We start from the raw sequence: 12,916 nt of genomic DNA on the forward strand, positions 1-12,916 counted from the left end.
GCTGTAAAAACTGAGCATTAGCTTAATTAACAATATTTAAAAAATGCTAAATACATATGGTTGATCATTGGGTTGTTATTGATCTGGACCACCATCTTTTTTAAAATCTGCATCATATTTTTAGTCCAATATTTGGTTAGTTTAACATTATAATTAATTGCTATGCATATACATAAAGAAGGTTTTTTTTCAATCACATTAGCTTTTTTGCTACATGGAATTTTTCTAACTTATCTATATTTTGTCAATGATATACTAAGTGTAATATTATCCATAGTTTCCGGTTTAGCCCTCTTAGGGATAGTGGGATTTTTTAGAATACCTAAACGAGAACACCCCATTAAATCAGAAAGTATTCTAGCACCATGTGACGGGAAAGTTGTAGCGGTTGAAGAAATAGAGCCAGATGAATATTTTGCAGAAAAGCGTCTTCAAATTTCTGTATTTATGAGTGTGTTCGACGTACACGTGAATTTAAATCCCGTGACTGGTAGGATAGTATATAATAATTATCACCCTGGAAAACATTTGGTAGCATGGCATCCAAAATCATCGAACGATAATGAAAGACATGTTGTCGTTTATCAATTAAGTAATGGCAGAGAAATAATGGCTAAACAAATAGCTGGGGCATTAGCACGTAGAATAGCAAACTATTTACCTGTCGGTACATATGGAATTCAGGGAGATGAAATGGGATTTATAAAATTTGGGTCTCGCGTTGATCTTATATTGCCAACCGATATTGATGTCAACGTTGTAATTGGAGAGAAAGTTAAAGGGGGTATTACAGCGTTGGCATTCTGGAAAAGTTGATTTTCCTTTTTTTATCTACAGAGCAGATTTATATTATATAGATAGCGATGAGAATAAATACTTTGGTGATTTCTTCGTTGGCGAAGATCCAAACAGGATATATGCTAGGTATAATAGAAGAGAGTATAAAAGTCTACAATCATAACTTATTACTGGACTAGAATAAAATGATAAAACTGTATCAGGATAAGTGTCCTCTTGTATAATATATTTGTCGTGTAATATAAAGGTCGGGTGGCTGAGTGGTGAGGCGAGAGTTTGCAAAACTCTTTACAATGGTTCGATTCCATTCCCGACCTCTACTAAACCAATCATCATTATTGAAATTATTTTGCACTTAAATTAGGTAAAAAAACGCCATCACACTATATAAGCAAAGCCGGTTACGTAAATAAATATCCGCTGATTTAGATGAAGTCCTGAATTCACCAGAAGTATGGACTTTGAGGAAGTTGGCAATGGTACAAATACGTTCCAATATGTCGCAATATGTTAAATATAACATTGCAATAGAATTAATTTTTTTCCTACCGATTCTTTCCTTCTTTCAATTAAAGCCCATTCAATTTTTTGGATAATAGCATGTTTATATAATGCAATTTCTGGACTATTATTTATTGTTAAAACTGAACCATGATGATGGTCCAAAAGTGTGTTACATTTGTTTCGTAATCTAAAGTATATCAATGACTCGGAAAGCTAAGTAAGCGGCATAGTACCTTGGGATAATTTTCAGAAGTGTCTGATGCTATTTAGTTTGATAAATAAACAATCGAATATGAAAATAATACAACTTTTTATCACGTTATTCCTTTTAATGACAACATCTGTACAAGCACAGGAAATGTTGCCCTATGAGTTTTCTTTTACTTTAAAAGGTGTTTTGGTGCTTATCATTTTTGTATGTCTAATCACACTTTTGTTGGTCGCACTATCAATAAAGTCTAAAGCGGTTGATTTATTAAAATACTTTTTTAAAATTAAGACACCAATTGTGGATGAATTACCTAAGACACACATCCAAAGATTAAATAAAGAGCAGCTACAACGTTTATTTCAGAAAAGAAATGACAAGATTTCCAAAGGAGTAACGGTACTTCTTATTGCTTTAAATCTTGTCATTTCTAATCCTGTAATCGCACAGACTACAGTTAGACCTGAAGGAAATTCTTTGTTCGGTGAAACTGGGATAATAATAACATTACTGCTCATACTCTTACCTATTATAGTTGGCATACTAATACTTATCATAAAAGTTCGCGGTATTATTTCTCAACAAAAAGATAATCTGAAGATAAAGGAGACAGAAAAGTTAACAGAATATTTTAATACATTATCGGAGGAAGAACTAAGCTGTTTAGAACGTCGGAAGAAAGCACTCGAATATGCGCTCTCGAACGATGAGTTATCAGGTACGCAGGCGCCCAATGACATACGAGGATTGTTGCAATATCAGGAATTAGAATCACTGCCAGTTTTTTCATTAAAAAAGAAAGCATTAACCCGTTCCAATATTGATCCAGCGTTATCAAAAATAGTTTTATGGTTTTTAGGTACTGCTGTATTCTGGTTAGTGTTTGGAACAACGGTTGGGGAGTATCTGGGTATAAAGTTTATAGCTCCCGATGCTGACCAAATAAGTTGGTTGAGCTTTGGTAGATTGCGACCTGTGCACACCAATGCTGTATTTTGGGGATGGGCATCACTCGGAATGATTGGCTTAGGATATTACATTGTTCCTAGAGTAAGTAACACCTCATTGGCGAATGTTAAATGGGCCTGGTACTCTCTTTTTTTAATTAATGGGACGGTTTTGCTAGGTTCTTTAAGTTTAATGGCAGGTATCAATAATGGCGGTGGAGAATACAGGGAATACATATGGCCAATTATGCTACTATTCACCTTAGGATTAGGTTATACATTGATAAATTTCCTCAAGACAATTGCTAAACGAAAGACCGAGGAAATTTATATTTCAAATTGGTACATTGTTTCAGCGCTGATTTTTATATCAATTGTAGCCTTGGTGGGTTATCTTCCCAATTGGCAAAACGGTCTTGGCGAAACTATTGTGCAAGGATACTATATGCATCAAGCCGTTGGTATGTGGTTTATGTTTTTTACGCTAGGCATAGTTTACTATTTCCTTCCACAACATCTTAACCAGCCAATCTACTCCTATAGTCTTGGGATATTAGCATTCTGGACGCAAATATTGTTTTATACACTGATTGGTACACACCATTTTGTATTTAGTGCTATTCCCTGGTGGTTGCAAACAGTGGCTATAGTTGCAAGTGTTGGAATGGTAATTCCAGTAATAGCAGGTACAACAAATTTTTTAATGACATTTCAAGGAGCTTGGCACAAGCTAAAAGACAGTTATACATTACCTTTTTTTCTAGTAGGTATCATCTTCTACTTTACAGGCTCATTGCAGGGAACGGCAGAAGCGTTCCGGTTTACCAATCTTGTTTGGCACTTTACTGATTTTACGGTAGCGCATTCCCACCTTACAATGTACGGTATCATTACATTCCTACTTTGGGCCGGCTTCTATACCGTAATACCGAGGATTACAGGTAGGGAAGCCCCACAGATTACTGTAGGAGTACATTTCTGGTTGGCTTTGATTGGACTTATGTTCTATACGATTCCTCTTATGTACGGTGGTACTCTTAGAGGTCTAGCTTGGATGGAAGGAAAACCTTTTATAGAAACTGTTTCCATGATGATGCCTTATTGGTTGTGGCGGGCCATAGGAGGCACGCTGATGTGGTTATCTCACCTTTTTTTTGCTTATAATTTTTATAAAATGGTCAGTAATCCGGTTGCTGAAGCAACACCAACTGATAACTTAAATACTAACCTATAAAATATTAAATTAAAGATGGATTTATTCAATAATCATAAGAAGCTTTTTGGAATTGCTACACTGCTATTTCTAGTGCTTACATTCTTCGTTGCCATTGGTCCTGCGTTACATAATCAAGCAATAAATCGTCCTTTGCCCGATACCGAGCCATTAAGTCCTGAAGCCGTGAAAGGAAAAAGTTTATTTATCTCAAACGGATGCGTTGCCTGTCATACGCAACAGGTAAGAAATGTAGAGATGGATAAGGTTTGGGGAAGTCGCCCCTCACTCGCCGCAGATTATGCGGACAGTAAAAGAACCGACTTTTGGCGAAATACAGCAACACTGATGGGAACAGAAAGGACAGGTCCGGATCTAACTGACCTGGGTAATCGTCAGCCGAGTAGAGATTGGAATCTAGTACACTTATACAATCCACGAATAGTCGTAAAAGAATCAGTGATGCCAGCTTATTCATTTCTGTTTACCTACAAGGAAGAAACCGATAAAAATGATGTTATTGTAAGTGTGCCTGGCAAATATATGAAAGGAAAAAGTGGTAAGGTCGTCGCTACGCAAGATGCCTTGCATCTCGTGGCCTATTTGCAATCTTTAAAGCAAACTAAATTACCGGAAACAAGAAAGTCTCCAGAATTTCTTTACAAAAGAGAAGTAAAACCTTTGGCCACGGGACAATCCCCTGCGGTTGATGGAAAAGCGCTCTATACAGCTAATTGTGCAAGCTGTCACCAAGCAGGTGGTGAAGGTCTTGCAGGAGCTTTCCCTCCTCTTAAAGGGAGTCCGATTGTAAATGGAGATAATCTGCAATTATATGTAGATATTATTATGAATGGGTATGACTCTCGTCCTGAATACGGTGCAATGGCAGCGGTAGGAACTAACCTTGAATGGACAGAGGTCGAAGTGGCGGCAGTCATCAACTACGAACGTACCGCTTGGGGAAATAAAGCCAAAGAAGTATCTCATGAAGAGGTAAAAAAGATTATGGACTTCCTCAAGCAAGTAAAGTAATAAACGATATGAAGATTAGAACGGTATTAGTATTAGCAGCATTGTTCGCTACATGTGTTGCTAAAGCATGCCCAGTTTGTGAACGGAATCAACCTGAACTGTTTAAAGGCATAGCTCATGGCGTTGGGCCAGAGAATAAATGGGATTATGTTGTTATAGCTGTAGTTACAGTAGTTGTGGCGATAACCTTATTTTATTCTGTAAAATGGTTAATGCAACCAGGAGAAAAGGAAAGCTCACATATTAAAAGGACCATATTAAATAATGATTAAAATGAGCGCAAAAAGCAAAATAAGAGTATTTATCGATAATGATGAACAGCCTCTTGCGGATGTTTTTGCACCGGCTGTTTTTGAGTTAGATACACGTAAATTGACAGATGGTGATCACGTTTTAAAAATTGTTAGCAAAGACCCAAGCGGCAAAGAGGGGGTTCGTACCATCCCTTTTGTAGTTCGTAATGGGCCAGCCATCGCAGTTGAGGGTATAAAAGAAAATGATTCGGTTGATGGTGTCGTTCCTCTTATGATTAATGCGTATGGCAAGGGTGACCTAAAATCTTTTTTAATATCTGGAAGTGAAACACCCCAAAGTATTCCCTCTTGGGTGTGGATTATAATCATAAGCTTCGTGGGTTGGGCCTTGTACTATTTTGTTAGATATTTAGCTTCGCCTATAGCAAGTAATTTATAGAAGCAATTGTGGAGTAGATTACTGTCGGAAATTTGATTTAAAACTACAAAGCCGCGGACACCCTATAGTTTGGTTAGCGGGGACGCAACAGTAAGTACATTCTTCCTTTTTTAACATAATATCCTTGTAAACCCGCTGTTAAACAGTTAAATTGCTTTAAATTTACTGTGAATTCGAATATAAACATAAATAATATGAACAGAAAAGCGGCATTTCTTTTAGGAATTTTGGCCTCTTGTGCATTACCGCAAGTAACCTTTGCTAACCATTCAGTTAGAGAGGCTTTCCATTATCAACAGGATGTAGAGGGTAAAGAGCTGATAGGACGATGGGATATCGAAGTGGATGTCAATGGTACACCTGCTCCATCCTGGTTAGAGGTGAAATTGTCGGGCTATAGAACGTTAGTTGGTCACTATGTGAGTACTTCTGGGAGTGCCCGGCCGGTTTCTCATGTGTTCTACCGAAAAAGGAAAGTTTAAGTTTTCCATCCCCCCGCAATGGGAGAGTGGTAAGATGAATTTGATTGTGGAGGGCGAACTTGTCAATGGTGTTTTGGAAGGAACAATAACAGAGCCGGATGGCAAAACATATCGCTTTAAAGGTACCCACGCTCCAGAACTAAAGCGCACCGCTGCCGTCAAATGGGGTAAACCTATTCAGCTATTCAATGGAAAGGATCTATCCGGATGGAAAGCTACAGGTAAGACAAATCAATGGCTGGTAAAAAATGGTATTTTGACCAGTCCGCAGTCCGGATCTAACTTAGTTTCAGAACAAAAATTTGAAGATTTCAAATTACACGTTGAGTTTAAAATTCCAGCAGGAAGCAACAGTGGTGTCTACCTGAGAGGTCGTTATGAAGTTCAGATAGAGGATAGTCCCAAGGATGCACATCCAAATGCGGTGCTTTTCGCAGGGGTATATGGCTTTTTAGCTGCCAATGAAATGGTTAATAAAGGAGCCGGACAATGGCAAACATTCGATATTACACTTATTGGACGTCTCGTAACGGTAGTGGCAAATGGTAAGACTGTGATCTGTAATCAAGAAATCCCGGGCATAACTGGGGGTGCATTGGATAGCAAAGAGGCAGAGCCAGGGCCGATCTATTTCCAGGGGGATCACGGCCCAGTTGAATTCCGTAAGGTGATTATTACACCAGCAATTAAGTAACAGCACATCACACTAAGGCTTCCTGAATTGCATTGCCCCCAAAAAGTTAAACACTTTCTGGGGGCATTTTTAAATTCCTATGACAACGACCACAATATCTTCATTCTGGTAGGATGTATAATAACGTTCAATAGATCCATTATCCTTATATTCCTTCAATTCTTCAAAAACCATTTTCTTAAGCATTCCCTTTCCCTTACCATGAATAAACCTTATTTCGTTCATTTCCCAATAAATAGCTGCGTCTAGATTAGATCGCATAAAATCAATGGATTCCTGTAAAAGTTCCTCTGGTGAATAATCTTCCCAATCATCAAGGAAGGCATCGGTGTGTAAGTCAACAATAGCTGAAGGTTTGCGCATTTCTCAATATTTTACGATGCTGCAAAAGTATAATAAAACGGCGACTTAATAGGTGAAGTCATTTACGAAATAAATCGCTTGTGAGAATTTTTCATGCCATTTCTTGATAATGGCTGCCATTTCATATTCTTCCTCATCGGCATGGCTGAGCATCAATGATTCGATCGACTGTAGTAACTGCTTGACGTCAAGAAAATGCCCGTCAAAATCCATGAATGCAGAAATTGTGTCACGAACCTGCAGCATCACATCATGACGAAGTGTTATCATGTCGTAACGCGAAGAAATTCTATCCAGCAACCACTCCTTTTGAAAATTGGAATCAATATGTCTGTTGCACGCCTGATTGAAAAGTAGCTCAAATTCAACGAGTTGATACTTAAGGTCATAAATAGCTTTTTGGAGCTCTTCAAAAGTGCTGATCATTTTCTCCTGCGTCTCCATATTCTTCGATACAATTGCCATGAAAATTTATTTAAAATGATATACAATTGATTTTTAGCTGTTTAAATAACAATGTCTTAGGTAAATACAAATAGGTAAGCGCAATGTTTTAACTGGTTTTAATTTGCATGCATAACTTTTACTTTTACCCCTTCTTAACCTTAATATTAGTATTCGCTAAATACAGCGAAGAGCGTAGGTTATTTGCTATTTTTTTACGTTATTCGCATAAACGAAAAATAGAATAATAAAATCAAATGAGGGAAAAGGCGATTGGGAATTACCAATTAGAAATCTGTTCAAATTCTGTAGCGTCAGCTATAGAGGCTGAAAAGGGTGGGGCAACCCGCGTAGAGTTTTGTCAAAATTTAGAAAACGGGGGAACTACACCTTCGTTTGGCCAGCTACAGTTAGTACGAAAATTGGTTAACATTGGAATTCATGTGCTTATCAGGCCACGTGGAGGCGACTTCCTTTATACCGAGACTGAGGTTTTGGAAATGATCGCAGATATTGAAATATGTAAGCAGTTGGGGATGGATGGCGTTGTAATCGGTATGCTGAATGCAGATGGTACGGTCGATAAAGTCAATACCTTGCGGTTGGTTGAAGCTGCACGCCCCATGCATGTTACGTTCCATCGCGCCTTTGATCGCGTAGAAGATCCTTTCAATGCGTTGGAAGACGTTATTGATATGGGGATAGATCGTATTTTGACATCCGGTTTAAGAAATTCTGCACTCGCTGGAGTTTCATTACTCAAGGAGTTGGTTCAACAAGCCAATGGCCGTATTGTGATTATGCCTGGTGCAGGGGTCGACGCGTCTAATATCGTTCACATTTTAAAAGAAACGCGTGCAGTTGCGATACACAGTTCGGCGAAAGAGCTGCATGTATCGGATATGAATTTTAAGCAGACACAGGTTAATGGAATGGATGAAGCACAGTGGATGAGCTCAAAAGAAAAAGTCCACCATTTGGTGGACCTATTAAAAAGCCTTTAAAGTTATACTTTAAAGGCTATTAAATTCTTCTTACTTATTTAGCTTCTAAAGCTAATTGATTCAAGATAGCATCGTTTTTAACGATTTGGTTGCTAGCTTTCATTTTTGATCTAGAACCTAACTCTACGTTAGTTCCTAATTTCAAAAACTGAACTTCAACACGTGAAACAGTTTTATTTCTTCTATCTTTTCTTTTTAAACGTGTAACTCCCATTTTGATAATATTTTTATTGTTTAAAATAAAACGAGGTCGGAAGCGGATTCGAACCGCTGTAGGAGGTTTTGCAGACCTCAGCCTAGCCACTCGGCCATCCGACCCTATTTTTTTCCTTTTGAAGGTCTGCAAAAATAAAACTTATAATTGGAATTAAAAAATCTTTATGATAAAACTTTTGAGTTTTTAAGCATTGCTCTGAAAACCAAGCTTGTATTTTCAATCAGTAGCCTCAAGCGCATGTTTATGAAAATGTGTTTAACAATTTAAAGTGAAATGTTAGCCGCTTTATTTCAATAAAGTGACCCGCTGTTTACGAAGGCTTTTTAAGATGATTATTACCAACATAGTAAGATGAACTTTACTCCACCAATTGTCTTTTTTAAAGGACATTCGTAAGTATAGTATTTTTGATTTCTTATATTTTTTTAATTTGAAAATGAACGTGTTATATATTTTGGAATAGATATTGCAAATTACGTTGTCAGAAATCTCATACAGGAAATATATGAGAATAAAAGATAAAAGAACAAAGTAATTAAATTGGGAAACATGAAAAAATTATTATTATCTGCAGCAATTTTATTTGGATCAGTGGGCGCATTTGCACAAGGAGGATTGGGTTACGGATTACGTGCGGGTGTAAATATCCCTAAATATTCCTATGAGAATGGAAGTTCAGAATCAAATACCGGCTTCTTTGTAACCGGTTATTTGGATGCCCCTGTGTCTCCATACTTCTCCATTCAGCCTGGATTGTCTTTGCAAAATAAAGGTGGCAAGAGAACAATAAGTGAGGGATCAAGTTCTGGTGAATTTAAACAGAGTATCATGTCGTTAGACATCCCTGTAAATTTAGTAGCTAAATTGCCTACGGGCGAATCTGGTAATTTCTTTGTTGGTGCTGGACCATATGTTGGCTTCGGACTGAGTGGTAAAAACAAAGTTAAAGGTAATATTGGAAATTGGGGGGCAGAGGGCGAAACTGACGTAAAATTTGGAAGTGGTAATGACGATAATCTTAAACGCACAGATTTCGGTATTAATTTCTTAGCAGGTTATCAATTGACCAATGGCTTCCAGATTAATGCCGGTTATGGTTTAGGTTTGACAAATTTAGCTCCCAATAGTGGCTCAATAAAAAACCGAGTTTGGTCCGTTGGTATCGGTTTCGGACTATAAGAAATATAAGTACTTAAACTTATTATGAGGAAGGAGTCCCTACAGTTGTGGGGGCTTTTTTAATGGATTAAACTTAAATCGACCTAAATTGTTATTTTTATGCAAAAGATAGCTGTATGAAAAGATTTCTTACTTTACCATTCTATGTGAAGTTGGCCAGTGTACTTATTAGTATTCTCCTGCTAGGTTATTTAGCAAAAATTGGCGATACCATTTTGGTCCCGATGATCCTGGGATTACTATTCTCCCTACTTTTAATACCGTTGAGCAATTTCATGGAACGTAAACTACGCTTCCCGAGAACATTAGCGGGCATTTTAAGTGTAATATTATTCTTCGGAGTTTTGGGGTACGGGCTTTTTCTATTAGCTTCCCAACTCACACTCCTGAAGGAAGATTTTCCAGCATTTAAGGAGCAGATAATGGATGGTGCGAGCAAACTGCAAAGCTGGGTCAGTGAACAATTTGGCATAAGGCACAAAGAGCAAATGGAATTTATCAATAAGACGGCCTCGAAGTCCGTGGATTCTGGTACGCTGTTTCTAGGAACGGCATTGGTTTCTCTTTCATCCATGTTTATATTATTTGTTTTTACTTTCCTTTATACGTTTTTTCTCCTCATCTATAGAGGGCATATTGTTAAGTTTCTTCTATTTGTCAATCGTGTCGAAGACAGGCCCATTGTGGTCGATGTAGTACAGCAAGTACAGTATGTGGTCAAAAAGTATCTCATTGGTCTATTGATCCAGATGAGCTTAGTGTCGCTTTTGGTCTTTATTGTTTTGTCATTGATTGGTGTCAAATATAGTTTGCTTTTAGCATTGATTACAGGGGTGTTCAATGTGCTACCCTATGTCGGTATTTTTTCCTCTATACTTATTATTTCCATTCTTACTTTCGCGACATCATCGTTGACCCATGTGGTTTTGGTCATCTTAGCGTTGATTATTGTACACATGATTGATAGTAACTTTATCGTCCCCAAAATTGTGGGGTCTAAAGTTAAAGTAAATTCATTGTTTGCGATGTTGTCTATCATTATTGGTGAGATGATATGGGGTATTTCCGGGATGTTTTTAGCCATTCCTATTTTGGCAATAGTTAAGATTGTGATGGATCGCATTAGAGAGCTTAAGCCCTGGGGATTTTTACTGGGAGAAGAAGATAGCAAAGATGAAGTATATAAGGATTTATTTGAGACGCTCAATCCGATAGAGAAGAATATTATTGACAATGAAGTGAAGGAGTAACTTGATTCTACATTATGTGCCTCATGCTTTTGTATGCCTTGTCTCGCCCTTGGATCGTACCATCTTCGGATTGCCCCCTATAGCTTGCCTGTAGATAATATGGTAAGGCGGCGGGGGAACAAATTGCGAAGCATCCCCCAATTGAATATGAATAAACACTAAACTATTTGCAGAAAATCTTATCCTCTTAATTTTATCGGCTTTATGGACGTTGTCTATAGATGGCGGTCCACAGATGGTGCTAAGGTGTAATTACCATATCGCCATCGTTTAAATTAATGCCGCTGATCCATATTGGTCTTAGAAAATCTTCTTTTGTGATAGGGGCAGTCATATAACTACATATAATCTGAAAAGGGTCTCCATCAAAAAGGTCTACCTCTTTTGTATCCGATATTTGAAAATGTATTGTTGAGTTTGCAAGGATAGCCTCGTCCTCTTCCATTAGTTTTCTTTTAAAATATTTTCTATCTACCAGATTTTTCATAGTTTCATAATCTGCGTCGGATTCAATGAAAATTGATGCTGCTCGCCCGAAGGTGATTTCATTGACATACATTAAATCTTTAGGGTCGAGCTTCGCTAGAGCGGAATGTGCTTTTGCTTTGGCAATATCCGTCATACACGTCAAACTATAGATCAGATTGGTGAAACTTACAGCATAGAGGTATTTAGAACCTTTAGATTGTGGGTTAACAGCAAGCATGACCTCCGAGTTGATCTTTTGACCAAAAACTGCTCCTAATTTTTCGTAAGATGCGACCCTTTGAACTTTGGGTATTGATTCGCTGACTATGCCTGCTAGGTCATCGCCTTCAATATTTTTGAGAATGAAATTAACCATTGCAGCTTTACTGGGCATGATTACCGCGTCAGCTGTCTTTGTATTAACCTTCACGGTTGGAAGATTCGAAGCTTCAATAAATTCATAATTATCCTTATGGAGGGAGCTGATTTTCATAATGGCACCTAGGTACAATTTGCCAATATTTTTATTCATGAAAAATCGGTTAGCTTCAGCTTCTATCTCCTGTGCGGCAATGTTTAAACTAAATAGGCACAATAATGCAATTAGAATTTTTATTTTCATGACTCTTTATTTTGGGGGACATACATAACCTGGATTTTTAACCAGATCGTTTTCATATCGGCTCGGCTTTTCTCACTTAATATTTCATTTATGGACGCGGGATTATAAAGCTGCCCGCTTCGCAATGCATTGGAGTTGGTACTTTTTATTTGGCTGTTATAGAGTACAACATTCAATAAAATCTGGTTTTTATCATTTTTGGTAGCGAAATGTCGCCAATCTTTTTCCTGGTCCTGATAGATAAATAATTTTTCCTTTTCCCATTTTATCTTGTGGGATTCCTTATAACCACCTAGTTTGGAAATGTACAATGAATCCGTCTTAATGGTCATTGTCTGAGGTCTGAAATATTTTGCGCGGTTCCCAAATTTTTTTTCCTCGTCAAATACTTCAAATGATGATTTAAGGACGTCATTTTGATAAAGGCTGAATTCCAATTGATTTTCCGAGCTATAAACATAAGTTAGCGCCTTTACCTCATCTGGGCCGTCCTCTGGCTTTGTTTCTGTTTCTTCTTCTTTAATTTCGGGCGTCGTTTTTGTGCAAGAATGAAATACTACACTTGAAGCGAAAATTAAAAGAATACAGCGAAAATTTATTGTAAATATTTTCATTTCTTTAGAATTCAATAATTGGTCACTTTATAGGTTCTTTTATCTTCCTATATTTTATTTAAATATATTGATTATAAATTTAGTAACAAAATGCATCACCTATAATAAATACTTTTCGTTGAATAGTGTTTTCAAGATATGTTAGATAAGTAGTATTGATGGTTAATGCCTTTAATAAAAGCTA

At 37.3% G+C, this 12,916-nt stretch carries 15 protein-coding genes and 2 tRNA genes; 11 read left to right on the top strand and 6 right to left on the bottom strand.

Annotated features, from left to right (window positions below; all coding sequences use genetic code 11):
- The first annotated feature begins 162 nt into the window (after positions 1 to 162).
- From QE382_RS05600 to QE382_RS05635, 8 genes are all read left to right on the top strand, one after another.
- Complete coding sequence (locus QE382_RS05600; protein ID WP_307185023.1) at positions 163 to 816, top strand: phosphatidylserine decarboxylase family protein; 654 nt, start codon at positions 163 to 165, stop codon at positions 814 to 816.
- Positions 817 to 1,044: 228 nt separating this feature from the next.
- A tRNA-Cys gene (locus QE382_RS05605) sits at positions 1,045 to 1,115 on the top strand.
- 479 nt (positions 1,116 to 1,594) lie between these two features.
- Positions 1,595 to 3,691, top strand: coding sequence for a cbb3-type cytochrome c oxidase subunit I (locus tag QE382_RS05610; protein ID WP_307185024.1), 2,097 nt, complete (start codon positions 1,595 to 1,597; stop codon positions 3,689 to 3,691).
- Between the two features lie 15 nt (positions 3,692 to 3,706).
- Positions 3,707 to 4,702, top strand: coding sequence for a cytochrome c (locus QE382_RS05615; protein WP_307185025.1), 996 nt, complete (start codon positions 3,707 to 3,709; stop codon positions 4,700 to 4,702).
- Between the two features lie 8 nt (positions 4,703 to 4,710).
- The gene (locus tag QE382_RS05620; protein WP_307185026.1) at positions 4,711 to 4,974 is read left to right on the top strand and encodes a hypothetical protein; all 264 of its coding nucleotides are present in this window, start codon (positions 4,711 to 4,713) and stop codon (positions 4,972 to 4,974) included.
- Position 4,975: 1 nt separating this feature from the next.
- Positions 4,976 to 5,395: a cytochrome C gene (locus tag QE382_RS05625; RefSeq protein ID WP_307185027.1), complete on the top strand. Its 420-nt coding sequence runs from the start codon at positions 4,976 to 4,978 to the stop codon at positions 5,393 to 5,395.
- Between the two features lie 194 nt (positions 5,396 to 5,589).
- Entirely contained in the window at positions 5,590 to 5,877 is a 288-nt protein-coding gene (locus tag QE382_RS05630) for a hypothetical protein (protein WP_307185028.1), read from the top strand.
- The gene (locus QE382_RS05635) at positions 5,849 to 6,571 is read left to right on the top strand and encodes a 3-keto-disaccharide hydrolase (protein ID WP_307185029.1); all 723 of its coding nucleotides are present in this window, start codon (positions 5,849 to 5,851) and stop codon (positions 6,569 to 6,571) included. Before QE382_RS05630 ends, QE382_RS05635 begins: the two co-directional genes overlap by 29 nt.
- A gap of 69 nt (positions 6,572 to 6,640) precedes the next feature.
- On the opposite strand, the gene QE382_RS05640 is transcribed toward QE382_RS05635, so the two are convergent.
- Together QE382_RS05640 and QE382_RS05645 are read right to left on the bottom strand one after the other, a co-directional pair.
- Positions 6,641 to 6,934, bottom strand: a complete 294-nt coding sequence (locus QE382_RS05640; protein ID WP_307185030.1) for a Smr/MutS family protein — start codon at positions 6,932 to 6,934, stop codon at positions 6,641 to 6,643.
- A 45-nt stretch (positions 6,935 to 6,979) separates the two neighbouring features.
- Entirely contained in the window at positions 6,980 to 7,399 is a 420-nt protein-coding gene (locus QE382_RS05645) for a hypothetical protein (RefSeq protein WP_307185031.1), read from the bottom strand.
- A gap of 236 nt (positions 7,400 to 7,635) precedes the next feature.
- Here QE382_RS05645 and QE382_RS05650 point away from each other — a divergent pair, with 236 nt between their 5' ends.
- Positions 7,636 to 8,382 carry a copper homeostasis protein CutC gene (locus QE382_RS05650; RefSeq protein ID WP_307185032.1) on the top strand — a complete coding sequence of 249 codons (747 nt, stop codon included), beginning with the start codon at positions 7,636 to 7,638 and terminating at the stop codon, positions 8,380 to 8,382.
- A gap of 34 nt (positions 8,383 to 8,416) precedes the next feature.
- On the opposite strand, the gene QE382_RS05655 is transcribed toward QE382_RS05650, so the two are convergent.
- Both QE382_RS05655 and QE382_RS05660 read right to left on the bottom strand, forming a co-directional pair.
- Entirely contained in the window at positions 8,417 to 8,596 is a 180-nt protein-coding gene (locus QE382_RS05655; protein WP_307185033.1) for a spore protein, read from the bottom strand.
- Positions 8,597 to 8,629: 33 nt separating this feature from the next.
- Positions 8,630 to 8,700, bottom strand: a tRNA-Cys gene (locus QE382_RS05660).
- Positions 8,701 to 9,148: 448 nt separating this feature from the next.
- On the opposite strand from QE382_RS05660, the gene QE382_RS05665 reads away from it, so the two are divergent.
- Together QE382_RS05665 and QE382_RS05670 are read left to right on the top strand one after the other, a co-directional pair.
- Positions 9,149 to 9,778, top strand: coding sequence for a porin family protein (locus tag QE382_RS05665; RefSeq protein ID WP_307185034.1), 630 nt, complete (start codon positions 9,149 to 9,151; stop codon positions 9,776 to 9,778).
- Between the two features lie 116 nt (positions 9,779 to 9,894).
- Positions 9,895 to 11,028 carry an AI-2E family transporter gene (locus QE382_RS05670; RefSeq protein ID WP_307185035.1) on the top strand — a complete coding sequence of 378 codons (1,134 nt, stop codon included), beginning with the start codon at positions 9,895 to 9,897 and terminating at the stop codon, positions 11,026 to 11,028.
- Between the two features lie 241 nt (positions 11,029 to 11,269).
- Here QE382_RS05670 and QE382_RS05675 read toward each other — a convergent pair whose 3' ends face one another.
- Together QE382_RS05675 and QE382_RS05680 are read right to left on the bottom strand one after the other, a co-directional pair.
- Entirely contained in the window at positions 11,270 to 12,118 is an 849-nt protein-coding gene (locus QE382_RS05675) for a hypothetical protein (RefSeq protein WP_307185036.1), read from the bottom strand.
- Positions 12,115 to 12,732 carry a hypothetical protein gene (locus tag QE382_RS05680; protein ID WP_307185037.1) on the bottom strand — a complete coding sequence of 206 codons (618 nt, stop codon included), beginning with the start codon at positions 12,730 to 12,732 and terminating at the stop codon, positions 12,115 to 12,117. Before QE382_RS05680 ends, QE382_RS05675 begins: the two co-directional genes overlap by 4 nt.
- Positions 12,733 to 12,916 lie beyond the last annotated feature (184 nt).

The organism is Sphingobacterium zeae (genome assembly GCF_030818895.1).
GTDB lineage: Bacteria > Bacteroidota > Bacteroidia > Sphingobacteriales > Sphingobacteriaceae > Sphingobacterium > Sphingobacterium zeae.